The 22,526-nt window shown below is 58.9% G+C and carries 22 protein-coding genes and 1 tRNA gene; 10 read left to right on the top strand and 13 right to left on the bottom strand.

Annotated elements, in window-relative coordinates:
* Position 1 precedes the first annotated feature (1 nt).
* Together BN1115_RS11955 and BN1115_RS22550 are read right to left on the bottom strand one after the other, a co-directional pair.
* Positions 2–649: an AAA family ATPase gene (locus BN1115_RS11955; RefSeq protein WP_042063761.1), complete on the bottom strand. Its 648-nt coding sequence runs from the start codon at positions 647–649 to the stop codon at positions 2–4.
* Between the two features lie 97 nt (positions 650–746).
* The gene (locus BN1115_RS22550; protein ID WP_167335554.1) at positions 747–923 is read right to left on the bottom strand and encodes a hypothetical protein; all 177 of its coding nucleotides are present in this window, start codon (positions 921–923) and stop codon (positions 747–749) included.
* Positions 924–1,670: 747 nt separating this feature from the next.
* On the opposite strand from BN1115_RS22550, the gene arcA reads away from it, so the two are divergent.
* The 4 genes from arcA to BN1115_RS11935 all read left to right on the top strand — a co-directional run bounded on the left by arcA (position 1,671) and on the right by BN1115_RS11935 (position 6,494).
* Positions 1,671–2,891: an arginine deiminase gene (arcA, locus tag BN1115_RS11950; protein ID WP_042657319.1), complete on the top strand. Its 1,221-nt coding sequence runs from the start codon at positions 1,671–1,673 to the stop codon at positions 2,889–2,891.
* 62 nt (positions 2,892–2,953) lie between these two features.
* A complete protein-coding gene (gene arcC / locus BN1115_RS11945) occupies positions 2,954–3,880 on the top strand; it encodes a carbamate kinase (protein ID WP_042657318.1) in 927 nt (308 codons plus the stop codon).
* A 79-nt stretch (positions 3,881–3,959) separates the two neighbouring features.
* The gene (gene argF / locus BN1115_RS11940; RefSeq protein WP_017409770.1) at positions 3,960–4,964 is read left to right on the top strand and encodes an ornithine carbamoyltransferase; all 1,005 of its coding nucleotides are present in this window, start codon (positions 3,960–3,962) and stop codon (positions 4,962–4,964) included.
* Between the two features lie 123 nt (positions 4,965–5,087).
* Positions 5,088–6,494 (top strand): YfcC family protein, encoded by a 1,407-nt coding sequence (locus BN1115_RS11935; RefSeq protein ID WP_042657317.1) that lies wholly within the window; start codon positions 5,088–5,090, stop codon positions 6,492–6,494.
* A 131-nt stretch (positions 6,495–6,625) separates the two neighbouring features.
* Here BN1115_RS11935 and BN1115_RS11930 read toward each other — a convergent pair whose 3' ends face one another.
* The 5 genes from BN1115_RS11930 to BN1115_RS11915 all read right to left on the bottom strand — a co-directional run bounded on the left by BN1115_RS11930 (position 6,626) and on the right by BN1115_RS11915 (position 9,535).
* Complete coding sequence (locus BN1115_RS11930) at positions 6,626–7,117, bottom strand: arginine repressor (protein ID WP_042063766.1); 492 nt, start codon at positions 7,115–7,117, stop codon at positions 6,626–6,628.
* A gap of 200 nt (positions 7,118–7,317) precedes the next feature.
* Positions 7,318–7,782, bottom strand: coding sequence for an aspartate carbamoyltransferase regulatory subunit (gene pyrI, locus BN1115_RS11925; RefSeq protein WP_042063767.1), 465 nt, complete (start codon positions 7,780–7,782; stop codon positions 7,318–7,320).
* A 15-nt stretch (positions 7,783–7,797) separates the two neighbouring features.
* Positions 7,798–8,718 carry an aspartate carbamoyltransferase gene (gene pyrB / locus BN1115_RS11920; protein ID WP_042657346.1) on the bottom strand — a complete coding sequence of 307 codons (921 nt, stop codon included), beginning with the start codon at positions 8,716–8,718 and terminating at the stop codon, positions 7,798–7,800.
* Positions 8,699–8,893 carry a hypothetical protein gene (locus BN1115_RS22260; protein ID WP_148140577.1) on the bottom strand — a complete coding sequence of 65 codons (195 nt, stop codon included), beginning with the start codon at positions 8,891–8,893 and terminating at the stop codon, positions 8,699–8,701. Before BN1115_RS22260 ends, pyrB begins: the two co-directional genes overlap by 20 nt.
* A 99-nt stretch (positions 8,894–8,992) precedes the next feature.
* Positions 8,993–9,535, bottom strand: a complete 543-nt coding sequence (locus tag BN1115_RS11915; protein ID WP_042657316.1) for a hypothetical protein — start codon at positions 9,533–9,535, stop codon at positions 8,993–8,995.
* A gap of 201 nt (positions 9,536–9,736) precedes the next feature.
* Between BN1115_RS11915 and BN1115_RS11910 the strand changes: the two genes are divergently transcribed.
* Positions 9,737–9,813, top strand: a tRNA-Trp gene (locus tag BN1115_RS11910).
* 261 nt (positions 9,814–10,074) lie between these two features.
* On the top strand, positions 10,075–11,967 hold the full coding sequence (locus BN1115_RS11905) for a methyl-accepting chemotaxis protein (protein ID WP_042657315.1): 1,893 nt from the start codon (positions 10,075–10,077) through the stop codon (positions 11,965–11,967).
* A gap of 65 nt (positions 11,968–12,032) precedes the next feature.
* On the opposite strand, the gene BN1115_RS11900 is transcribed toward BN1115_RS11905, so the two are convergent.
* The 6 genes from BN1115_RS11900 to BN1115_RS11875 form a co-directional block, all read right to left on the bottom strand.
* Positions 12,033–12,497 carry a gamma-glutamylcyclotransferase family protein gene (locus tag BN1115_RS11900; protein ID WP_042657314.1) on the bottom strand — a complete coding sequence of 155 codons (465 nt, stop codon included), beginning with the start codon at positions 12,495–12,497 and terminating at the stop codon, positions 12,033–12,035.
* Complete coding sequence (pcp, locus tag BN1115_RS11895) at positions 12,494–13,138, bottom strand: pyroglutamyl-peptidase I (RefSeq protein ID WP_042657313.1); 645 nt, start codon at positions 13,136–13,138, stop codon at positions 12,494–12,496. The genes BN1115_RS11900 and pcp overlap by 4 nt, the downstream gene beginning before the upstream one ends.
* A 17-nt stretch (positions 13,139–13,155) precedes the next feature.
* Positions 13,156–14,079, bottom strand: coding sequence for a DUF979 domain-containing protein (locus tag BN1115_RS11890; RefSeq protein ID WP_042657312.1), 924 nt, complete (start codon positions 14,077–14,079; stop codon positions 13,156–13,158).
* Positions 14,079–14,774 (bottom strand): DUF969 domain-containing protein, encoded by a 696-nt coding sequence (locus BN1115_RS11885; protein ID WP_042657311.1) that lies wholly within the window; start codon positions 14,772–14,774, stop codon positions 14,079–14,081. Before BN1115_RS11885 ends, BN1115_RS11890 begins: the two co-directional genes overlap by 1 nt.
* Before the next feature lie 399 nt (positions 14,775–15,173).
* Complete coding sequence (locus BN1115_RS11880; RefSeq protein WP_042657310.1) at positions 15,174–15,686, bottom strand: lipocalin family protein; 513 nt, start codon at positions 15,684–15,686, stop codon at positions 15,174–15,176.
* 17 nt (positions 15,687–15,703) lie between these two features.
* Entirely contained in the window at positions 15,704–16,606 is a 903-nt protein-coding gene (locus tag BN1115_RS11875; protein ID WP_042657309.1) for an AraC family transcriptional regulator, read from the bottom strand.
* Between the two features lie 157 nt (positions 16,607–16,763).
* On the opposite strand from BN1115_RS11875, the gene yqhD reads away from it, so the two are divergent.
* The 4 genes from yqhD to BN1115_RS11855 all read left to right on the top strand — a co-directional run bounded on the left by yqhD (position 16,764) and on the right by BN1115_RS11855 (position 22,332).
* Positions 16,764–17,927 (top strand): alcohol dehydrogenase, encoded by a 1,164-nt coding sequence (yqhD, locus tag BN1115_RS11870; RefSeq protein ID WP_042657308.1) that lies wholly within the window; start codon positions 16,764–16,766, stop codon positions 17,925–17,927.
* A gap of 507 nt (positions 17,928–18,434) precedes the next feature.
* The gene (gene pntA, locus BN1115_RS11865; protein WP_042657307.1) at positions 18,435–19,961 is read left to right on the top strand and encodes a Re/Si-specific NAD(P)(+) transhydrogenase subunit alpha; all 1,527 of its coding nucleotides are present in this window, start codon (positions 18,435–18,437) and stop codon (positions 19,959–19,961) included.
* Positions 19,962–19,972: 11 nt separating this feature from the next.
* Positions 19,973–21,457 (top strand): Re/Si-specific NAD(P)(+) transhydrogenase subunit beta, encoded by a 1,485-nt coding sequence (pntB, locus tag BN1115_RS11860; RefSeq protein WP_042657306.1) that lies wholly within the window; start codon positions 19,973–19,975, stop codon positions 21,455–21,457.
* Positions 21,458–21,555: 98 nt separating this feature from the next.
* Entirely contained in the window at positions 21,556–22,332 is a 777-nt protein-coding gene (locus BN1115_RS11855) for a substrate-binding periplasmic protein (protein ID WP_042657305.1), read from the top strand.
* Positions 22,333–22,526: the final 194 nt, after the last annotated feature.

Here is a 22,526-nt window from a genome sequence, read left to right as displayed (position 1 = left end):
CTCACACCCCCACTTGCAGGAACTCTTTGGCGATGGCCCGGATCTCTTCGGCGGATTTGCCATCTGGCTCGATCTCCATCACCGACAGCCCCTTCTCTTCGCTGTCGTCGTAGACGTTGCGACCATAGGTGATGGCGTTCAGCACATCGACACCGAATGAGGCGCAGACCTCTTTCGCCTCCAGAATGCGTTTTACCTGATTGGGCAGGGCGGGGCACTGGGTCAGCACTACAGCGGCATTGAGCGTCGGATTGACCATCTTGCAGGTGGTGATGAGATCTTCCATATGGGGCAGGGTCTTGAGGTCGCGGCGTTTCGGGCGCAAGGGGATCAGGGCGTGGGTGGCGACAGCCATGGTGGAGCGCAGTGCCCGGTTGTCCTGTCCGCCGCAATCGACGATGACGTAGTCGTAGCGGTTTTTCAGGCTGAGCAGGTCGTTGCGAATATTGCCATAGAGCTGAACGCAGTTGATTTGTGGCAGCTCCGGGTTGTCGTTGCGCTCCTGAATCCAGTCAGAGGTGGTGCGCTGCGGGTCGCAATCGACCAGTAACACCTCCCCCTGAAATTGGGATCTGAGGTAGACCGCAAGATTTTGTGCCAGGCAGCTCTTGCCACTCCCCCCCTTCTCTCCACCGACCAACAAGATCATGACGTTCCCCTATCCATGAGAAAACCGCTGATTTCAGTATAGGAGGGGCCAGCCTCATCACAAGGCGAGAGGAGTGATGCTCCTCTCGTTGTGTCGATTAGTAATGAACGCTGCCTCCATGCCAGCGGCAGACATAGTCAGGCACCAGCATCTGGGGGGCCTGGTCGACATGGCATACCACCATGGGCATGGCAGGGGCTCCTTCAGCTTGAATGAAGGTCGGGAGCGCAGAGAGCAGCAAAGTCGCGAGCAACAACATGGGTTTCATTTTCATAACAACTCCTTGGTAGTGCCATTCATGTGTGATCTGGATCACTTTCTGAGTTAAGTCGAGGTTGGCGCCAGCGCAAGGTGGGACGAATAAATTCAATTAATGAAAAAAGTATCAAAAGGCGTTGTGGTGACTGACGAGGATGGTTGCCAGCCTCGATGCGAACTTTGTGCATATTAAGTTGAACCGCATAAAGAGGTGATGGCTGATGAGGCCTGGCCTGATGGGGTTGGCATCAATGCCATGATCTGGGACAAGAAAAGATTTATGCAGTGAGTGTGCTCGATCTGAGTATTTATTTCCCCCGAGTTCCTCTTGTCACGCCGATGTATTCAATACACAGGAAGTAATATTCAAAATTTATTTTAAAAACCATTTATTATTATGATTTTTAACGAGTTTTGTTTTTTGAATTTAATCTTGCCAGTGAGCCTGCATGAATAAAAACTGAATCAACCTGAAATATAGCGGGGTGGTTGTGCATGGCCATTCAATGTGCTTTGTGTGGGAAATGTGCAATTTGCTACCGGTGTCATAGATTGAACGGTGAATATATTCAGTTCTGAGTGAATGTGATCAGTGTCTAAGTTTGCATCGGTTCGCAGGTCTAACCTCGGTCTCGAAAGGCAAGGGCAGGATAGAACATAAGCCGAGTACCCTACATAAAGAATATCCCGCCTTAGCCACGAGCATGAATAGAAGGAATCTATTCAATCACTCGCAGGGACCACTGCTAGACGGAATATAATCATGAGCAAATTTTATGTAGGTTCTGAAGTTGGCCAATTGCGCCGTGTCATGTTGCACCGCCCCAACCTCAGTCTGAAGCGTCTGACTCCTTCCAACTGCCAGGATCTGCTGTTCGATGACGTCCTGTCAGTTGAACGCGCCGGTCAGGAGCATGACAAATTCGCTCAGGTACTGCGCGATCAGAATGTCGAAGTTTTCCTGCTGACCAATCTGCTGGCCGAAACCCTGGATGTGCCGGAAGCCAAAACCTGGCTGCTGCAACATCAGGTCTCCGACTACCGCCTCGGGTCTTCTTTTGCCAACGACGTGCGCTGCTTCCTGGCAGACATGCCGCACCGCGAACTGGCCCGCATTCTCTCCGGCGGCCTGACCTACTCCGAGATGCCTTATCACGGCGTCAACATGGTAGTGGGCATGCATGCACCGACCGACTTCATCATCGAGCCGCTGCCCAACCACCTCTTCACCCGTGACACCTCCTGCTGGGTTTACGGTGGCGTCTCCATCAACCCGATGGCCAAACAGGCTCGTCGCCGCGAAACCAACCATGTGAAGGCCATCTACCGCTGGCACCCGATGTTTGCTGGCCAGGACTTCATCAAGTACTTCGGTGACGAGGAGCGTGACTACGACAACTCCACCATCGAGGGTGGCGACGTACTGGTTATCGGCCGCGGCGCCGTGCTGATCGGTATGTCCGAGCGCACCACCCCGCAAGGTGTCGAGCACCTGGCTCGCAGCCTGTTCAAACACGGTCAGGCCAAGCAGGTCATCGCCATGGAGCTGCCGAAACACCGCAGCTGCATGCACCTGGATACCGTGATGACCCACATGGATATCGACACCTTCTCCGTCTATCCGGAAGTGATCCGCAAGGACGTGCAGTGCTGGAGCCTGACTCCGGGCGGCGCCACCGGCATGAACATCAAGGAAGAGGGCTACTTCGTCACCGCTATCGAGAAAGCACTGGGCGTGGATCAGCTGAAGATCATCACCACTGGCGGTGACAGCTTCGAAGCAGAACGCGAGCAGTGGAACGACGCCAACAACGTGCTGACCGTGCGTCCCGGCGTGGTGGTGGGCTACGAGCGCAATACCTACACCAACGAGAAATATGACAAGGCCGGTATCACAGTTCTCTCCATCCCGGGTGATGAACTGGGCCGTGGCCGCGGCGGCGCCCGCTGCATGAGCTGCCCGATGGAACGCGACAGCATCTGATGAGACGGCGTGGCGCCGGCAGAAGCTGGCGCCACACAGAACCAAACTCGAGATTAACCACTATGAAAAAACCAACTGTCGTCGTCGCTCTGGGTGGCAATGCTCTGCTCCGTCGTGGTGAGCCACTGGAAGCGGATATCCAGCGCAAGAACATCGCCACTGCCGCCAAGACCATCGCCCTGATCGCTCAGGAGTACAACGTGGTGCTGGTGCATGGCAACGGCCCGCAAGTCGGCCTGCTGGCCCTGCAAAACAGCGCCTACACCAAGGTATCCCCCTATCCGCTGGATGTGCTGGGTGCCGAGTCCCAAGGCATGATCGGCTACATGCTGATCCAGGAGCTGAAAAACCTTATGCCGAGCCGCAACGTCACTGCGCTGCTGACTCAGGTGCAGGTTGATCCCAAGGATCCGGCGTTTGCCAATCCGACCAAATTTATCGGCCCCGTCTATGAAGAAGCGGAAGCCCGCACCCTGGCAGAAGAGAAGCACTGGGTGGTCAAGGCTGACGGCAAGTTCTTCCGCCGTGTAGTGCCGTCCCCGCTGCCCCAGCGCATCGTCGAAGGCGACGCCATCGAAACCCTGATTGCCCAGGGCCACCTCATCATCTGTACCGGTGGTGGCGGCATTCCGGTGACCTGGGATGGGCAGTGCCTGACCGGTATCGAAGCGGTCATCGACAAAGACATGTCTGCCGCCTATCTGGCCAAGCAGATCAAGGCCGACGCCCTGCTGATCCTGACCGACGCCGATGCCGTCTATCTGGATTGGGGCAAGCCGACCCAGCACCCGCTGCGGGTCACCAGCCCGGACGAGCTGGCCGGGGTCAAGTTCGATGCAGGTTCCATGGGACCGAAAGTCGAAGCCTCTTGTGAATTTGTCAAAGCGACCGGCGGCATGGTCGGGATCGGCTCGCTGGAAGATGGTCTTGCCATCCTCAAGGGTGAAGCCGGTACCAATATCGTCGCCACCCGCACCGTGAATGCGTAATTACCGAAATTTGTACTGAGAATGCGTAGTCAACACTACTGCCCGAATTGGTCTGAAACAAATATAGAGAGAACTCATCATGGCTTTTAATCTGCGTAACCGTAACTTCCTGAAACTGCTGGACTTCACCCCGCGCGAAATCCAATACATGATTGACCTGGCCATCGACCTGAAAAAAGCCAAATACGGTGGCTACGAGCGCAAACACCTGACCGGCAAAAACATTGCCCTGATCTTCGAGAAGACCTCTACCCGTACCCGCTGTGCATTTGAAGTGGCGGCCTTCGACCAGGGCGCGCAAGTCTCCTACCTTGGCCCGAGCGGTTCCCAGATCGGTCACAAGGAGTCCATGAAGGACACCGCCCGTGTACTGGGTCGCATGTATGATGGTATCGAATACCGTGGCTACGGTCAGGAGATCGTCGAAGAGCTGGGTGCCTACGCCGGTGTCCCGGTCTGGAACGGCCTGACCAACGAATTCCACCCGACTCAGATCCTGGCCGACTTCATGACCATGCTGGAGCACGGCAAGGGCAAACGTCTGGATCAAATCAAGTTCGCCTACCTGGGTGATGCCCGCAACAACATGGGTAACTCCCTGATGGTCGGCGCCGCCAAAATGGGCATGGACATCCGTCTGGTTGCGCCGAAAGCCTTCTGGCCGGAAGAGGAGCTGGTTGCCAAGTGCCGCCTGATCGCCGAAGAGACCGGCGCACGCATCACCCTGACCGAAGATGTGAAAGAGGGTGTGCTGGGTACCGACTTCCTCTACACCGACGTCTGGGTTTCCATGGGTGAAGCGAAAGAAGCCTGGGATCAGCGCGTCAAACTGATGACCCCGTATCAGGTCAACATGGATGTCATCAACGCCACCAAGAATCCTGATGTGAAGTTCATGCACTGCCTGCCGGCGTTCCACAACGACGAGACCACCATGGGCAAGGAAGTAGCTGACAAATATGGCATGAAAGGCCTGGAAGTGACCGAGGACGTGTTCGAATCCGAGCACAGCATCGTGTTCGACGAGGCCGAAAACCGGATGCACACCATCAAGGCAGTGATGGTTGCTACGCTGGGCGACTAAGGTCGCAGTAGTGGTGCCGGGGGGTGACCCCCGGCTTTTCGACCATGTGACAGCGGCATAATACCTCTAACCCTACGACCCGCAGCCTGCATGGATACCACACCCACAGAAGGAAGCTGGACCATGACCAAATTCAAGTTCCCGTCAGCCTACACGATACTGTTTGTGCTGATCGCCCTGGTGGCCGCACTGAGCTGGATAGTGCCGGCCGGCAAATATGAAATGACCATGAACGAAGCCCTCGGCAAAGAAGTGCCGGTGGCGGGTACCTACAAATTGGTGGAGGGGAATCCCCAGGGGATCGTCGACGTGCTGCTGGCACCTATCGATGGCCTCTACAACCACGACACCTATGAGGCAGGCGCCATCGACGTCTCCCTCTTTATCCTGATCATCGGTGGTTTTCTTGGCATTGTGACCAAGACCGGTGCCATCGATGCCGGTATCGAACGTGTGACCGACCGCCTGCGCGGCCGTGAAGAGTGGATGATCCCGATCCTGATGGCGCTGTTCGCCGCAGGTGGCACCATCTACGGTATGGCCGAAGAGTCGCTGCCTTTCTACACCCTGCTGGTGCCGGTGATGATGGCTGCCCGCTTTGACCCTGTGGTGGCGGCGGCAACCGTATTGCTGGGCGCCGGTATCGGTACTCTCGGTTCCACCATCAACCCGTTTGCTACTGTGATCGCGGCCAACGCCGCCGGTATCTCCTTCACCGATGGTATCTGGCTGCGCGTCGCCATGCTGGTCGCCGGTTGGCTGCTCTGTGTTGCCTACGTCATGCGTTACGCCAAGATGGTGCGCAGCGATCCGAGCAAATCTCTGGTAGCTGACAAGTGGGAAGAGAACCGTGCCCACTTCCTTGGCAACAAGAGTGACCAGATGCTGGAGTTCACCCTGACCCGTAAAATCGTGCTGGGTATCTTCGTCGCCGCCTTTGCCGTGATGATCTACGGTGTGGCCGTGCTGGGCTGGTGGATGGCGCAGATCTCCGGCGTGTTCCTGGCTGCCGCCATCATCGTCGGTATCATCTCCCGCATGAGCGAAGAGGAGCTGACCTCCAACTTTATCGACGGTGCCCGCGACCTGCTGGGTGTGGCGCTGATCATCGGTATCGCCCGCGGTATCGTGGTGGTAATGGATAACGGCATGATCACTCACACCATTTTGCACAGTGCAGAAGGGATCGTGACCGGCCTCTCCACCATCGTCTTTATCAACGTGATGTTCGTGCTGGAAGTGGTGCTCTCCTTCCTGGTGCCGTCCTCCTCCGGTCTGGCTGTACTGACCATGCCGATCATGGCGCCGCTGGCCGACTTCGCCAACGTGGGCCGCGATCTGGTGGTGACTGCTTACCAGTCTGCCTCCGGTCTGGTGAACCTGGTGACCCCGACCTCCGCTGTAGTGATGGGCGGTCTGGCCATCGCCAAGGTACCTTATGTACGCTGGCTGAAGTGGGTGGCTCCGCTGCTCGCTATCCTGACCGTGCTGATCGTGGTCTGCCTGAGTCTTGGTGCCGTGCTCTCCTGAGGGATGACAAGCAAGATGAAACGGGAGCCTGCGGGCTCCCGTTTTTTATGGGCGCAAGAAGTGATGGGCAAAAATAATAGGCAACAAAAAGGCGACCCGCGGGTCGCCTCAATGCATTTGGGGGAGAGAGCTTAGCGGGCCTGTGCCAGCGTGCGCACCACGGCGGCATGGGCCTGGCGGGTACGGCTGATATGGCGCGGCGCGACCAGCACTACGTCATTGCCGGCGACGGCGCCCATGATCTCCGGATTGGCGTTGCGATCCAGCAGGCGGGCCACCACGGTAGCGGCCCCCGGGGTGGTGTGGATCAGCACCATCTGCTGGTTGTGCACCACTTCGCGCACCATGTCGTGGATCGAGCGAGTGCTACCAGCTGGCTCCAGCTGATCGTCTACCAGGGTGTAGACCTTCTTGCCGTTGGCATTCTGCGCCTTGGCAACACCGAGGCGGCGCAGCAGGCGGGAGATGGTGGACTGGCTGATGTCGGCGAAACCGCGCTCTGACAGCTCACGACGGATCTCTTCCTGGGTGCTGTAGCAGTGCTGACCGATGATCTGGCGACAGGCATCCAGCTGGGCCAGATCGGGCTCTTGGGCAACGGGACGACTGAGGGTTTTGACCACGGCGAATTCCTTTGACGATGACCGGAGGTAAACGCGCGATATCTGCCATAGCTGTCGGTTATCAGCCAAAAACACTGATAATCCATCTATATGCAGGGAATGAACGGGCATTACCATCTTGGGATGGCAAATTATAGCTGACTGGAAATTCGGTGATGTGACAGGGTTCAAAAATGGGCCCCGCAGGGCCCAATCAGATATCAGTCACGCTCGCTGACGATGTCCTGAGTGAAGGACTTCTCGCAATATTTGCACTTCATCCGCACCACGCCTTTCACTTCGCGCACCCGGAAGTAGCTGTCCACCGGCTCGTTGTGGGAGATGCAGTTGGAGTTGGGGCAGTGGAACACCCCGGCGATGAACTCCGGCAGCTCCAGCTGGTGCTTCTTCACCACATTGAAGTCTTCGATGATGTTGACGGTCGCTTTCGGGGCGAACAGCGCCAGCTGGTTGGCCTGCTGTTCGGTCAGGCGGGTGTTCTCAATCTTGATGAGATCCTTCTTGCCCAGCGCGCCGGATTTCAGGTTGAAGCCGACGGTGATCCGCTCCTGGGTTTCAACCAGCTGGAACAGCTTGAGGATCTTGATGCCCTGGCCAGCGGGGATGTGATCGATGACGGAGCCGTGACGGATGGCTTCGACTTGCAGTTGGTTCTTGTCAGACATGATATTCCCCTAAGCTCAGACAGTTTCGTTCAGTACCAGTGCCAGCAGCGCCTGGCGTGCATAGACCCCGTTCTCCGCCTGCTGGAAGTAGCAAGCGTGGGGGGTCTTGTCGACCGCGACATCGATCTCGTCGACGCGGGGCAGGGGATGCAGGATCTTCATGGTGGGCTTGGCCCCTTCCAGGGTCGCCAGCTCCAGCACGAACTTGGCGGCCATGTGCTTGTATTCGGTCTCGTCGAAGCGCTCTTTCTGGACACGGGTCATGTAGAGGATGTCCAGCTCAGGCATCACCTCTTCCATGGTCTGGTGGACGCTGAACGGGATGCCCTTCTCTTCCAGCTCTTCGCAGATGTAGTCCGGCATCGCCAGCGCTTCCGGGGAGATGAAGAAGAAACGGCTGTTGAACAGGCTGAGGGCCTGGGCCAGCGAGTGCACGGTGCGGCCATATTTCAGGTCACCGACGAAGGCGACGTTGAGGTTGTCCAGACGACCCTGGGTCTCATGGATGGTGAACAGGTCGAGCAGGGTCTGGCTCGGATGCTGGTTGGAGCCGTCGCCGCCGTTGATGACCGGCACGCGGGAGAACTCGGCAGCCAGACGGGCCGCGCCCTCTTTCGGGTGGCGCATCACTACCGCATCCGAGTAGGAGCCGATGATCTTGATGGAGTCAGCCAGCGTCTCGCCTTTCTTGGCGCTGGTGTTGCCACCGTCGGCGAAACCGATGATGTTGCCGCCGAGGCGCTGTACCGCGGTCTCGAACGAGAGGCGGGTGCGGGTGGAGGCTTCGAAGAAGCAGCTGGCAACCAGCTTGTCTTTCAACAGGCTGGTGTCAGGTTCAGCCTTCAACCGTTGTGCGGTTGAGACTACCAGTTCCATTTCTGACCGGGTCAGGTCCGAAATGGAGATGACATGTTTCTTATAGAGTGGATTGGTCATCGTCTGCATTCCCTTTGACATCATTGGAGGTTTTTCGGGCACAAAAAAAAGCCCCTGAAACAGGGGCTTTTTTTAAAAATAACTGGGGATCCTTGGGGTGGGAACCGAAAACAACGGGGCCGCTCTGGTGCGCACCACCCGTCTGCAAGGCTGTTTTCTGAATCAAAAACTGCATCGTTTCGTCCCGACCTTTTTCAAAACCGGACAGATTATAGGGCCGCTTTTTTAATTGTCAAAATTTTATTTATGATGCCAATTTCAGTGTGAAAAACGTTTAAGTGGCGGGAACAGGGCGACAAATCCACACCCTGTGCATTTCTTGCAGTGATTCCCCATCGCGGGCCATGGCACGCAAATAACCGAGTCTGTGGTGCCCTTCCAGCAGGCAGTAGGGTTGCGGCAGCGGTTGCCCGTTCGGGTAACTGCACCCCTCGGCGGGCGCCAGCACGATGACAGGTTCGGGCCAGGTGCCTTCGCTCAGCATCTTCTCGCCGAGCCAGGAGCGGCGTACATAGCGATTGCTGCGCAGCATCTCGCCCCAGCGTTCGATCACCTCCATATGGCGGGAGTCCACCTGATCCACCAGTTGCGCGGTGGGCCAGCGTTCACAGGTGAACTGGTGGCTGGCGAGATCGATAAAGCTCCAGTTGGACTCAAAACCGCGCCAATGACGGTAAATCCACTGGGAGAGCACATTTTCAGGAATAAAGGGCACCAGCGGCGCGACCCGTTCAAGATAGGCCGGCAGGGACTCTGTCTTGCGTTCATCCCTGAAGTTGAGGGGCGCCAGTTGTTGGAGCAATCGGTAATTGAGCATAAGTGGCCTCCCGGTACCTGATTTCACCCTACCCCCATTTATGTCCCATTCCTACCCCGGCAGGGCTGCAAATACAGCAAGTTATCCCGCTTTGCTGCACAAACAACCGCGACTTGTTCGGGATTTGTGCAATCGCATCGAAAGTGTAAAAAAAGCCTTTACCTTTGATCTCCACTTTGTATACTACGCCTCGTTTGTTGCAGGGGCGTAGTTCCAATTGGTAGAACAGCGGTCTCCAAAACCGATGGTTGCGGGTTCGAGTCCTGCCGCCCCTGCCATTTTCAGAAAGGCCAGCTCATTGAGCTGGCCTTTCGCATTTCCGGCGTTCGCCCTCTGTCCCTTCCGCCCCTCTGTTTCTCCTCCTGATTGTTCTGCCGCTCGGTAGCATGGAATAGCGAGCAACCAACTTCTGATAGCCATCCCTGTTGTTGATGGATGTAAAAATATACAGATTCACTAAAGTCTGTTCATGTTGCGGCCGATAGCCTTTGATACATCAGGGTTTTCCCTGCCTGACACAACAACAAGGATTCGTCGTCATGACCCTCTCTCTGCGCGGCAAGCTGCTGGCCACCAGTCTTGGCGTGGTGCTGCTGATGGCATCACTGCTCGGCATCGTTGCCTTTCACACCCTCAAATCCCGCACCATGAGCGCCATCCAGAGCGAGGCGGTCAACTATGGCCACGCCTACTCGGTCGCGATCGGCGAATGGATGGCGGATCGCAAGAATACCGTCCATGCGCTGGTGAACCTGATCAGCGACAACCCGCAGGCCGAGCTGGTGCCGCACCTGAAGCAGGCCTACACCTCCGGTGGGTTCGGCCTCACCTATTTTGGTTCCGCGCAGGGGGTCATGACCCGGCAGGATCCCTCCCTCAACACCGGCAACTATGACCCGCGCGAGCGCCCCTGGTATCAGGATGCGGTGAAGGCGGGGCAGTTGATCGTCACTGCTCCCTATGTCAGCGTTACCATGCAGAAGCTGGTGGTCACCCTCTCCGAGCCGGTGCGCCATCAGGGCGAGCTGGTCGGTGCCGTGGGGGCCAACCTGGCGCTCGACAAGCTGATCGACGAAGTGCTGGCGATGAAGGTGCAGGGTGAGGGTTACGCCATGCTGCTCGACAGCAGCGGCCTCATCGTCGGCCATCCGCAGAAGGATCTGGCGCTCAAGCCCATCGCCGAGCTGGCGCCGGGACTCTCTGCCGCCACCTTCCAGCAGTGGGGCCGCGAAAACAGCGAGCTGCACGCTGCCACCCTCGACGGGCGGGATGTGCTGCTGGCGGTACAACCGGTAGCGGGTACCGACTGGCTGCTGGCCATGGTGATGTATCGCGATGTGCTGGAGGCGCCGCTCAGCAGCCTGTTGTGGGAGCTGGTGGGGCTGACGCTGGTGCTGATGCTGGTGTTCAGCGCCCTGCTCACCGCCACCTTCAAATACCTGTTCGCCGATCTCGGTCGGGTGGCGCACGCCCTGCACGACATCGCCCACGGCGAGGGGGATCTCACCGTTCACATCAACACCCACAGCAAGGATGAGGTGGGTCAGCTGGCCCAGAACTTCAACCAGTTCGTGGCGCGGCTGCACGGCATCGTTAGCCGGTTGCGGGACGTGACCGTCGAGCTGGCGGCCCAGTCCTGCACCCAGGCGGCCGGGGCGCAGGCCCGCAGTCAGCGGGTGCGTCAACAGCAGGACGAGATCGTGATGGTGGCGACTGCGGTGACCGAGATGGCCTCCGCCACCCAGGAGATCGCCGGCAACGCCGAGTTTGCCGCCACCACCGCTACCGAGGCGGTCGCACTGGCGGTCGCCGGTCAATCCCAGGTTGGCCAGAGTCAGCGCAGCATTACCGGTCTGGCGGACGAAGTGGCCGATGCCAGCCAGATCATCAACGAGCTCGACAGCCATGCCCAGAAGATCAGCGGCATTCTGGCCACCATCAGCGGTATCGCCGAGCAGACCAACCTGCTGGCGCTCAACGCCGCCATCGAGGCGGCCCGGGCCGGTGAGCAGGGCCGTGGTTTTGCGGTGGTGGCAGACGAGGTGCGGGTGCTGTCGCGTCGTACCCACGACTCCACCGACGAGATCCAGCAGATGATCGAGACCCTGCAGCAGACCACCCGTCGCGCGGTGGGTGGCATGGAGACCAGCCGTCAGCTGGCGGGCACTAGCGTGGAGGATGCGGAAGCGGCCAACCAGAGCCTTGCCCGGATCAACGAGGCGATCGGCTCCATCAGCGACATGGCGACCCAGATCGCCGCAGCGGCCGAGGAGCAGACCTCGGTGACCGGCGAGATCAGCCGCAATACCGAGAATATCCGCCACGTCTCGCAAGAGCTGGCCGAGCAGGCGGGCAACGAGGCGGCGCAGGCGGCCGAACTCAAGTCGCTGACCGAGCGGCTGGAGCAGGAGATCGGCCGTTTCCGGCTCTGATCCTCAGTCCATCTTCCATGAAAAAGGGCAGCCCGCGGGCTGCCCTTTGTTATTGTCGCTGACCGTCAGGCGGCGCTCTCCAGTTGCGCCAGATGGAAAGCGCGCCAGTTGCCGTCGGGCAGGTAGTGCTTGCCCTGTTGCCACCTGGGATCGTGCTGCACTACGTAGCGGTAGTGGTAGGCCTGCTGTTGGCCGACATAACGCCCCTGCGCCGGGTCGAAGATCTCCACCTCGATGAGCTGGCGCAGATATTCGCTCTGGGGATCATCCTCGCCGTGGAAGTTCTCCATCTCGTCGAGCGCCGCGATGGCGGCAGGGAAGTCGTCCAGCACAAATAGCTCGCCATAGACCCAGTCATCCCCCTGCAGCAGGGCGGGGTAGCCCTTGTGCTGCAGGTGATAGAGAGCGCCGCGCACCCGGGCGCGCCGGGGCGTCTGGCTCACGTGGTGAGCCAGATAGCGGCGGTAGTTGAACAATCCGTCCATCAGGCTGCCGTAGACGAACAGCGGGCGTGGCTGGCAAAGGCTCATGAGATCTCGCCGCCCACGACTTTGATATCGCCATCCTGCTGCAGCACCACCGCCTCGATGGCCAGCGCCAGCGCGCGGGTAATCTCGCTCATGGCGAGGCAGGGCTGGTTCACCTTGTCCGCTACCTGCTCGGTGATGTAGGGAACGTGAATAAAGCCGCCGCGCACCGCCGGGAACTCTTTCTCAATCAGGTAGTGCAGCTGGTACATGATGTGGTTGCATACGAAGGTGCCGGCAGTGTTGGAGACCGCCGCCGGAATACCGTTCTCCTTGATGCGCTGCACCATCCCCTTGAGGGGCAGACGGGAGAAGTAGGCCGGCGCGCCATCGGCCTGAATCACTTCATCGATGGGTTGCTGCTGCTCGTTGTCGGGGATGCGGGCATCGTCGAGGTTGATGGCGACCCGCTCCGGGGTAATGGCGAAGCGGCCGCCCGCCTGACCGACGTTGATCACCACATCGGGCTGGTGCTGGCGCATCAGCTCCGCCAGCAGGGTGGCTGATTTGCCAAAGACGGTGGGGATCTGCGCCTTGATCACGGTGGCGTCCAGAATGGTCTCTGGCAGGCGTTTGACCGCCTCCCATGCCGGGTTGATGGGCTCGCCGCCGAAGGGGTCAAAACCGGTAATCAGTACTTTCATCATCTTCTCCCGAATGGTCAGAATGCCCAGAAATACATGAGTGCGATATGGATCAGCACCAGCGTCAGCGCCATCGGCACCTGCACCTTGATCACCTTGTTGAGATCCTTCATCTCCAGCAGGGCGGCGGGCAGGGCGTTGAAGTTGGCGGCCATGGGGGTCATCAGGGTGCCGCAGAAGCCGGCGGTCATCGCCAGCGCACCGGCCACCACCGGGTCACCGCCCTGGGCAATGACGAAGGGGATGCCGATGCCGGCGGTGATGACGGTGAAGGCGGCATAGGCGTTGCCCATGATCATGGTGAAGACCATCATGCCGAGGCAGTAGGCCACCACCCCGACGAAGGGGCTGCCCATCGGCACCACGGTGGAGATCCCGTGGGAGATGACATCGCCGACGCCGGACGTGTTGAAGATCACCCCGAGGGCGGCCAGCAACTGGGGCAGGATGCCGGTGATGCCGACCTGCTGGATCATCCGGTCCGAGTCACCCACCACGGTGGAGGGGGTGGCGCGAGTCAGCAGCACAGTGATGACGAAGGCGATCACCGCCGCCAGGCCGATGCCGACCTGACCGCCGAGAGGTGTGAACTGAGCGATCACCACCGCCAGCAGGGCCAGCAACACGCAGGGCAGGAAGATCCGGTTGCCGATGCGGTTGGCGTGGCGCTGGGACTCCTCCTCGCTCGCCTGCTCCAGCTTGCCGATCTTCACCTGCTTGAGCAGGGTAATGACTCCCATGGCGAGGATCAGCATCCCGTTGATTATGTTGGGGATATAGCTGCCGAAGGCGAACAGCACCCCGAGGATGGTCCAGAACAGAGCGGTGCCGACTCGGGCCGGGTGGTTGGTATCACGCAGGACGCGCCAGGCGCTGCTGAACAGGATGACGCCGATCAGCACATAGAAGAATTCGAGCATATTGGGGATCAGTGCAGCCATTACTGTTGACCTCCCTTGCTGCTGCCAGATGCATATTTCTTGGCCATCTGACGGTCAAACCACATATTGGAGGCGGCGACCATAAACAGGGTAATGATGGCAATCGGCATGGAGGCCTTGGCAATATCGACGGCGGAGACGTTATATCCCAGCGACTCGAACGTGCCGACAATCAGCAATACCCCGGCGGAGGCGACAAAGGTATTTTGGGCAAAGAAGTTGCCGTAGTTTTCGGTGGCCGAAACCCGCGCCTTGATATATTCCTCGTCCTCTTCGCTTAATTTCCCGTGCACCTTGCTGGCGGCTGCCTGCGTCATCGGGTTGACCAGCGGACGAATAAACTGGGTATGACCCTGTACCCGCACCGAGAAGAGACCGGCCAGCTCGCGGATAAACATATAGAGGGTCATGAACTTGCCCGGAGTGAGCTTTTTGATCCGCTCTATCAGGGTGACCGCCTGCTGTTTCAGGCCGTAGCGTTCGCAGATGCCGATCATCGGCAGGGTCAGCAGAAACAGCGTCACCATGCGGTTGGAGACGAAGGCTTCACCCAGCAGGGAGAGGCAATCGGTCATGGAGAGACCGGAGACCAGTGCCGTGGTAACGGCAGCGACCAGCACGACGGCCAGAGTATCGAGTTTGAAATAAAATCCTAACAAAATAATGAGGATGCCACTCAATTTAATCCATTCCAATTAACCACCTCGTTCAAGTGAATATTTATGTGTAATTTTTGATGATGGAGTTGTTTATCATCTGCAGACAGGGATGGCAACAATTAAGCGTTTGCGAGGAGATGCATGGCGGATGGCACCACATTTTTGCTGATTTATCGTTCGTTGGTAAACGGTGAGTCCTGTTATCACGGTGCCAATGTGCATCAATGCTGATTATTCATCATGATTTCCCAGATATATTTCAGCGATACCTGCGTGGCAGTTCAGCTGCCTGATAAATAACCGATCATTCTGCTTGGTAATATGTATGCAACATGCCGTCTATATATTTGGCGGAAAAGGTGGCTGGAGACCGGAGGCAGGAAAATATGGCGGGCAGGTGAGTGCGGTGGCGAAGGGGTCGCCACCGCTGAAGGCTCAGGGGGTCTGCTTGACCCAAATCAGCTGGTCGGTGGCAAAGCCCAGCCCCCTGGCCTTGGCGATCAGCGCGTCCACCTTCTCCTTGGGCGGATTGGGGGAGCGGGAGAGGATCCAGAGGTAGTCGTGGTTGTAGCTGGTCACCAGCGAGATCTGGTAGTCGGGGTCGAGGTCGATGACGTTGTAGCCGCCGTAGAAGGGGCCGAAGAAGCTCACCTTGAGCCGCGCCTCGTCAGGGTTGCCGACGAAGTAGGCCTTGCCCTCGGCTTCGCGCCAGCTGCCATCGCTCTGCTTGCCGCGGTTGAGCACCTTGACGCCGCCATCATCCCGCAGGCTGTAGCTGGCACTCACCTGCTCCAGCCCCCGCTCGAAGCTGTGGTCGAGGCGGGCAATTTCGTACCAGGTGCCGAGGTAGCGATCGAGCTGGAAGCCGGTAACGGGGCGGATGCCGTCGGCAATCCCGGTACAGGCCGTCAGCAGCAAAGCGGTGAACAGGCAAAGCAGTGAACGCATAAGTAATCCCTCTCTTGTTATCCCTCGATGATGCGCAGTTGGCCATCCCGGAAGCGGGAGGCCTGATCCGTCGGCGTGCTGCCGAAGAAGCGCTTGTACTCCCGGCTGAACTGGGAGTTGCTTTCGTAACCGACTCTGGCCGCCGCGGTGCCCGCCTTGATGCCGTCGTGCAGCATCATCATCCGCGCCTTGTGCAGCCTAAACGACTTGATGTACTGCAACGGCGAGGTGGCGGTGACCGCCTTGAAGTGGTGGTGAAAGGCGGAAACGCTCATGTTCACCTCCCGCGCCAGCTCCTCCATGGTGAGGTTGTCGGCATAACGGGACTCTATCATACGCAGCACCCGGGCGATCTGGCCCACATGGTTGTGGCGATTGGCGAGCGCCTGCAGCGCCGGGCCACCCCCCTCGGTGAGGGCGTGGAACAGCATCTCGCGCACCGTCTGCGGCCCCAGCACCTTGGCGTGCAGCGGGTTATCCATCAGATCGATCAGCCGCTCGGCGGCGCAGAACATCGCCTCCGACAGGGGCACCGAGTGGACGCCGCTCTTCTGCGGAGCGGGGGCGGGCAGGGCGTCGCCCAGCTCCAGCAGCAGCTCTTGCAGGGTGACCATGTTGATCTCGATGGTAAAACCGATCAGCGGTTGCTCGGGGGAGGCGAAGCACTCGCACTCGCAGGGCAGCGGCAAGGTCATCAGCAGGTAGTGGTTGGGATCGTAGCGAAACACCTGATCCGCCAGATAACCCACCTTGTGCCCCTGCAGGATCACGATCATCCGCGGCTGGTAGAGCACCGGGGTACGACCGTGGTACTCGGTGGTATAGATGAAATTCACCTGCTCCACCGGGGAGGGGGTGATGCCGGGGGCGGTGACGTGGCGGGTCACTCTGGCGGCGAGGTCGCTGTAACGGTTTGGCATGGGCGCTCTTTGATTCGACTGTTCCGGTTTTCGCTGCTTTGTAGAAATAGGCAAGAATAAAGCAGGATGTTGTCTTGATGGTAGGGTGGTTCTGGAGAAAAATGCAATCATGATTTCGCGGCCTGGCCGCCCTCACTATCAGAAGAAGGCAATGTCGATGAACAACTTTACGCTCCATACCCCGACCAAAATCCTGTTTGGCCAAGGGCAGATCGCCCAGCTGCGCGAGCAGCTCCCGAGCGATGCCCGCGTCATGATCACCTACGGCGGCGGCAGCGTGATACGCAGCGGCCTGCTGGAGCAGATCCGCAGCGAACTGGCTGGCATGACCCTGTTTGAATTTGGCGGCATCGAGCCGAACCCGGCCTACGAGACCCTGATGGGCGCCGTGGAGCTGGCCCGTGCCGAGCGGGTCGACTTCCTGCTCGCCGTCGGCGGCGGCTCCGTGCTCGATGGCACCAAGTTTATCGCCGCTGCTGCACATTACGATCTGGCCAAAGAGCCCTGGCACATTCTCGAGACCGTCGGCAGCGAAGTGCGCTCCGCCATCCCGCTCGGTTCGGTGCTGACCCTGCCGGCGACCGGTTCCGAAATGAACATGGGCGCCGTCATCACCCGTCGCAGCAGTGGCGACAAGGTGCACTTCTTCTCGCCGTTCGTGATGCCGCGCTTCGCCGTGCTGGATCCGGTGCTCACCTACACCCTGCCCGAGCGTCAGGTGGCGAACGGAGTGGTGGATGCTTTCGTCCATACCGTGGAGCAGTACCTCACCTATCCGGTCAATGCCAAGGTGCAGGATCGCTTCGCCGAAGGCTTGCTGCTGACCCTGATCGAAGAGGGTCCCAAGGCGCTGGCCGAGCCGCACAACTACGAGGTGCGCGCCAACATCATGTGGAGTGCCACCATGGCGCTGAACGGTCTGATCGGTGCCGGTGTGCCGCAGGATTGGGCCACCCACATGCTGGGTCACGAGCTGACTGCCCTGCATGGCCTCGACCACGCCCAGACCCTGGCGGCGGTACTGCCCGCCCTGTTGCAGGCCAAGCGCAAACAGAAGCATGCCAAGCTGCTGCAATACGCAGAGCGGGTGTGGGGTCTGCGCAACGGCAGCGAAGCGGAGCGCATCGACGATGCCATCGCTGCGACCCGCGACTTCTTCGAGCGGATGGGGGTCAAGACCCGCTTGCGTGACTACGGCCTCAAAGATCTCGGTATCGATACCCTGATCGGCAAGTTGGGTGAGCACGGCATGACCCGTCTGGGCGAGCACAGCGATATCGATCTGGTGCAGAGCCAGCATATTTATGAAGCGGCCTGGTAAGGGCCGCCAATCGGCGCCACACGGGCGAAACGATTGAATTGTCGGGGCCCTCTCCCGCCATCTGGCGGCTGAGTGGCCCCGCTTTTGTTGGGAAAATGTTACTTTTCGGCGTTTCGCTGCGAGAAGTGAGACGAAAGCGGATTTCGTAAGAACAAAAAACGCTAAGATAGAGGGCCGGTAAAACATTTTTTTTGACTGGTTGGATCACTTTTTTCAGCCGTTTTTACTGGTATAAGCCTCTAATTTGGTTTGTTTTTTTTAATCGTAGCCAGGGATGGGCTGAATTCTGTACGAGTGCCGTCGGGACTGCGGTTGTAATAAAACTCCAAAATTTGATACTAATCACCTTCGCGCCTGAAAAGCGGGGGCCTGACCATGACAGGAGGTTGAGGTAAAGCCTACTGATTTTCATAACAAAGAGCCCTGGACCTGCACTTTGGTCATGTCTTGTTTCGTCAGAAGTGAGACACTGGGCAGCGATTGTTTATTAACCATCAGGGAATAGTCATGCAGATTGGAATACCGAGAGAGAGTCTCGCCGGTGAGACCCGGGTCGCAGCGACCCCGGCTACCGTCGAGCAGCTGAAAAAGCTCGGCTTCGAGGTCGCCATCGAGTCCGGCGCAGGCCAGTTGGCCAGCTTCGATGATGCCGCCTTCGAGGCTGCCGGTGCCAGCGTGGTGCCGAATGTCTGGCAAGCCGACCTTATCTTCAAGGTCAATGCGCCGACCGATGCCGAGATCGCACAAATTAAAGATGGTGCCACTCTGGTGAGCTTCATTTGGCCTGCCCAGAACCCTGAGCTGGTCAAGAAGCTGTCCGAGCGCAACATCAATGTGATGGCGATGGATATGGTGCCGCGGATCTCCCGTGCCCAGTCCCTCGATGCCCTCTCCTCCATGGCCAACATCGGTGGCTATCGCGCCGTGGTTGAAGCTGCGCACCAGTTCGGTCGCTTCTTCACCGGTCAAATCACCGCAGCCGGTAAAGTGCCGCCTGCCAAGGTGTTGGTGATCGGTGCCGGTGTCGCCGGTCTGGCCGCCATCGGTACGGCCGGTTCCCTCGGTGCCATCGTGCGTGCGTTCGATACCCGTCTGGAAGTGGCCGAGCAGATCGAATCCATGGGTGGGGAATTCCTCAAACTGGACTTCGGTGGCGAAGACGGCGCATCCAGCGATGGTTATGCCAAGGTGATGAGCGAAGAGTTCATCAAGGCCGAGATGGAGCTGTTCGCCCAGCAGGCCAAAGAGGTGGACATCATCATCACCACCGCTCTGATCCCGGGCAAGCCGGCTCCCAAGCTGATCACCAAAGAGATGGTCGACAGCATGAAGCCGGGCTCCGTCATCGTGGACATGGCCGCTCAGGCTGGTGGTAACTGCGAATACACAGTGCCGGGTGAACTGCATGTCACCGCCAACGGCGTCAAGGTGATCGGTTACACCGATCTGCCGGGTCGTCTGCCTGCCCAATCCTCCCAGCTCTACGGTACCAACCTGGTCAACCTGATGAAGCTGATGTGCAAGGAGAAGGACGGCAACGTTGCCATCAACTTCGAAGACGTGGTTCAGCGCAACATGACGGTGATCCAGGCCGGTGAAGTGACCTTCCCGCCGCCCGCCATCTCCGTCTCTGCCGCCCCGCAAAAACCGGCTGCCGCCAAACCGGCCGCCAAGAAAGAAGCGGCCAAGCCCTCCAACAAGAAGTTCGTGTTCGGTGCCCTCGGCATCGCCGCCTTCGGCTGGATTGCGTCCGTTGCCCCGGCTGCCTTCCTCTCCCACTTCACCGTATTCATCCTGGCCTGTGTGGTCGGTTACTACGTGGTGTGGAACGTTTCGCACGCCCTGCATACGCCGCTGATGTCGGTCACCAATGCCATCTCCGGCATTATCGTGGTCGGTGCCCTGCTGCAGATCGGGCAAGGGTCGACCCTGGTCACCGCGCTGGCGTTCGTCGCCGTGCTGATTGCCAGTATCAACATCTTCGGCGGTTTCACCGTCACTCAGCGCATGCTGAAGATGTTCCGTAAGGATTAAGGGGGTTTAACGTGTCTCAAGGACTGGTAACAGCATCCTATATCGTTGCCGCCGTGCTCTTCATCCTCAGTCTCGCGGGACTGTCGAAGCAAGAAACGGCCAAGCATGGCAACCTGTTCGGTATCGCGGGTATGGCTATCGCCCTGCTCGCCACCGTATTCAACCCGGAGACCAGTGGCGTTCACTGGATCATCCTGGCCATGGTGATCGGCGGTGCCATCGGCGTGCGTCTGGCGCTCAAGGTCGAGATGACCGAGATGCCCGAGCTGGTGGCCGTGCTGCACAGCTTCGTGGGTATGGCGGCAGTGCTGGTGGGCTTCAACAGCTTCATCGATCTGCACCCGTCTGCTCCTGCTGAGGTAGTCGTCTCCGTTGGTTCCAACCTGGATGCGACTCTGGCAGCCGCTCGTGCGGCGTTCGAACAGGCGGCCAGCGTCGCCCAGGTCGAGCACCTCACCGGCGCCATGCTGAACATCCACCTGGTCGAAATCTTCCTGGGCGTCTTCATCGGTGCCGTGACCTTCACCGGTTCCGTGGTTGCCTTCGGCAAATTGCGAGGTCTGATCTCCTCCAAGCCGCTGATGCTGCCGCACCGCCACAAGTTGAACCTGCTGGCTGTGGTCGCCTCTCTGGCGCTGATGGTCTACTTCGTCAACGCGGGCGGCTCTACCTTCGCTCTGCTGGTGATGACCCTGATCGCCTTCGCCTTTGGCTGGCATCTGGTGGCCAGCATAGGTGGCGCCGACATGCCGGTGGTGGTCTCCATGCTCAACTCCTACTCCGGTTGGGCGGCAGCGGCGGCGGGCTTCATGCTCTCCAACGACCTGCTGATCGTGGTGGGTGCGCTGGTGGGTTCCTCCGGTGCGATCCTCTCTTACATCATGTGCAAGGCGATGAACCGCTCCTTCATCTCGGTGATCGCCGGTGGCTTCGGCTCCGATGGCGTGGCCTCCACGGCTGATCAGGAGATGGGCGAATACCGCGAAACCAGCGCCGAGGAAGTGGCTGACCTGCTGAAGAACTCCAGCTCCGTCATCATCACCCCAGGCTACGGCATGGCGGTGGCACAGGCCCAGTATCCGGTGGCTGAAATCACCCAGAAGCTGCGTGATCGCGGCGTCAAGGTGCGCTTCGGTATCCACCCGGTTGCCGGTCGTCTGCCAGGCCACATGAACGTGCTGCTGGCTGAAGCGAAAGTCCCGTATGACATCGTGCTGGAAATGGACGAGATCAACGACGACTTCGCCGATACCGACACCGTGCTGGTGATTGGTGCCAACGACACCGTCAACCCGGCCGCGATGGAAGATCCGGGCAGCCCGATCGCCGGGATGCCGGTACTGGAAGTGTGGAAAGCGCAGAACGTCATCGGCTTCAAGCGCTCCATGAACACTGGCTACGCCGGTGTCCAGAACCCGCTGTTCTTCAAAGAGAATACCCAGATGCTGTTTGGCGATGCCAAGGCCAGCGTCGAGGCGATCCTCAAAGCACTGTAAGTGTCTGTCAGGTATCGCATAACAAGGAGGCTTCGGCCTCCTTTTTTATTACCCCCGGATTGTATACTCTCAAACCATGGCGGTATGGAGATATGCCCATGGATTGGCAGCGGATGTGGCGACGGGGGTGGCAAGGCGGTTGGCTGTTGGTCTCGCTGGTGTTGGGCTGCAGCGCGCTGGCAGACGAGCCCCCGACCCTGACCATACTGACCGAGCTGTGGCCTCCCTATGTGATGCGCAGTGACAATGGCGAGCTGGTGGGGGCCGATCTCGAGCTGGCCCGCGCCGTGTTGCTGCAACTGGGCTATCGCACCGAGGTGAGGGTACTGCCCTGGAAGCGGGTATTGCAGCAGGCCCGTCTCAAGCAAGGGGATGCGGTACTCGATGTCTTCTATATCGAGGCTCGCCAGCAGTGGCTCCACTATCCCGAAGAGCCGCTATCTCTCAGCGGCGAGGTGCTCTTCTATCCGGCGGATCGCCCGGTGAAATTCGAGCAACTCTCCGACCTCAAGGGGCTGCGGATCGGCGTTCAGGCCGACTATGCCTACAGCCCTGATTTTCTGGCCGATAAGGGGGTCATCCGGGTTGCCATGACCGGCGATGGCAACATGATCAAGCAGTTGCACCTGATGATGGCTGGCAGGCTGGACGGGGTGGTGCTCAACGAACGGGTCGGTCGGTATCTGCTGCGCACTCAGGGGCTGCAGGATCAGGTGCTCAATGGTAGCCGCCTGTTGACCGACGACAACCGCAACTTCCTGGGTTTTACCCGCAAGCCTGGCCACGATCAGCTGGCCATCCAGTTCTCCTCCGCGCTCAAAGCATTCAAGCAGACGCCCGCCTATCAGCAGCTGCTGGCTCGCTATCACCTCTGAGTCATCGCGCCGTCTGTGCGCGACTTCACAAATTGTCGCACTTTGTTAAAAGGTGGGCATAATAACGCTGAAAAAAGCGATGCTGCGCAACTTAATTTGATTTTATTGATATTAATATCAAATTTAGTTGATTTGCATGGAACCGTCATCGGGCGGCCACCTCTCTCGCGACGCCTCTGCGACGCGCTCCCAGA

It is taken from the genome of Aeromonas allosaccharophila (assembly GCF_000819685.1).
Taxonomy (GTDB): domain Bacteria; phylum Pseudomonadota; class Gammaproteobacteria; order Enterobacterales; family Aeromonadaceae; genus Aeromonas; species Aeromonas allosaccharophila.
Note: the sequence above shows the minus strand (reverse complement) of the source record. Positions and strands in the feature narration are given on the sequence as shown.

Bases quoted from the DNA above. Each gene is read 5' to 3' on its own strand.
- BN1115_RS11955 (WP_042063761.1), bottom strand. From the start codon at position 649: ATGATCTTGTTGGTCGGTGGAGAGAAGGGGGGGAGTGGCAAGAGCTGC.
- BN1115_RS22550 (WP_167335554.1), bottom strand. From the start codon at position 923: ATGAAAATGAAACCCATGTTGTTGCTCGCGACTTTGCTGCTCTCTGCG.
- arcA (WP_042657319.1), top strand. From the start codon at position 1,671: ATGAGCAAATTTTATGTAGGTTCTGAAGTTGGCCAATTGCGCCGTGTC.
- arcC (WP_042657318.1), top strand. From the start codon at position 2,954: ATGAAAAAACCAACTGTCGTCGTCGCTCTGGGTGGCAATGCTCTGCTC.
- argF (WP_017409770.1), top strand. From the start codon at position 3,960: ATGGCTTTTAATCTGCGTAACCGTAACTTCCTGAAACTGCTGGACTTC.
- BN1115_RS11935 (WP_042657317.1), top strand. From the start codon at position 5,088: ATGACCAAATTCAAGTTCCCGTCAGCCTACACGATACTGTTTGTGCTG.
- pyrI (WP_042063767.1), bottom strand. From the start codon at position 7,782: ATGTCTGACAAGAACCAACTGCAAGTCGAAGCCATCCGTCACGGCTCC.
- pyrB (WP_042657346.1), bottom strand. From the start codon at position 8,718: ATGACCAATCCACTCTATAAGAAACATGTCATCTCCATTTCGGACCTG.
- BN1115_RS22260 (WP_148140577.1), bottom strand. From the start codon at position 8,893: ATGCAGTTTTTGATTCAGAAAACAGCCTTGCAGACGGGTGGTGCGCAC.
- BN1115_RS11915 (WP_042657316.1), bottom strand. From the start codon at position 9,535: ATGCTCAATTACCGATTGCTCCAACAACTGGCGCCCCTCAACTTCAGG.
- BN1115_RS11905 (WP_042657315.1), top strand. From the start codon at position 10,075: ATGACCCTCTCTCTGCGCGGCAAGCTGCTGGCCACCAGTCTTGGCGTG.
- BN1115_RS11900 (WP_042657314.1), bottom strand. From the start codon at position 12,497: ATGAGCCTTTGCCAGCCACGCCCGCTGTTCGTCTACGGCAGCCTGATG.
- pcp (WP_042657313.1), bottom strand. From the start codon at position 13,138: ATGAAAGTACTGATTACCGGTTTTGACCCCTTCGGCGGCGAGCCCATC.
- BN1115_RS11890 (WP_042657312.1), bottom strand. From the start codon at position 14,079: ATGGCTGCACTGATCCCCAATATGCTCGAATTCTTCTATGTGCTGATC.
- BN1115_RS11880 (WP_042657310.1), bottom strand. From the start codon at position 15,686: ATGCGTTCACTGCTTTGCCTGTTCACCGCTTTGCTGCTGACGGCCTGT.
- BN1115_RS11875 (WP_042657309.1), bottom strand. From the start codon at position 16,606: ATGCCAAACCGTTACAGCGACCTCGCCGCCAGAGTGACCCGCCACGTC.
- yqhD (WP_042657308.1), top strand. From the start codon at position 16,764: ATGAACAACTTTACGCTCCATACCCCGACCAAAATCCTGTTTGGCCAA.
- pntA (WP_042657307.1), top strand. From the start codon at position 18,435: ATGCAGATTGGAATACCGAGAGAGAGTCTCGCCGGTGAGACCCGGGTC.
- BN1115_RS11855 (WP_042657305.1), top strand. From the start codon at position 21,556: ATGGATTGGCAGCGGATGTGGCGACGGGGGTGGCAAGGCGGTTGGCTG.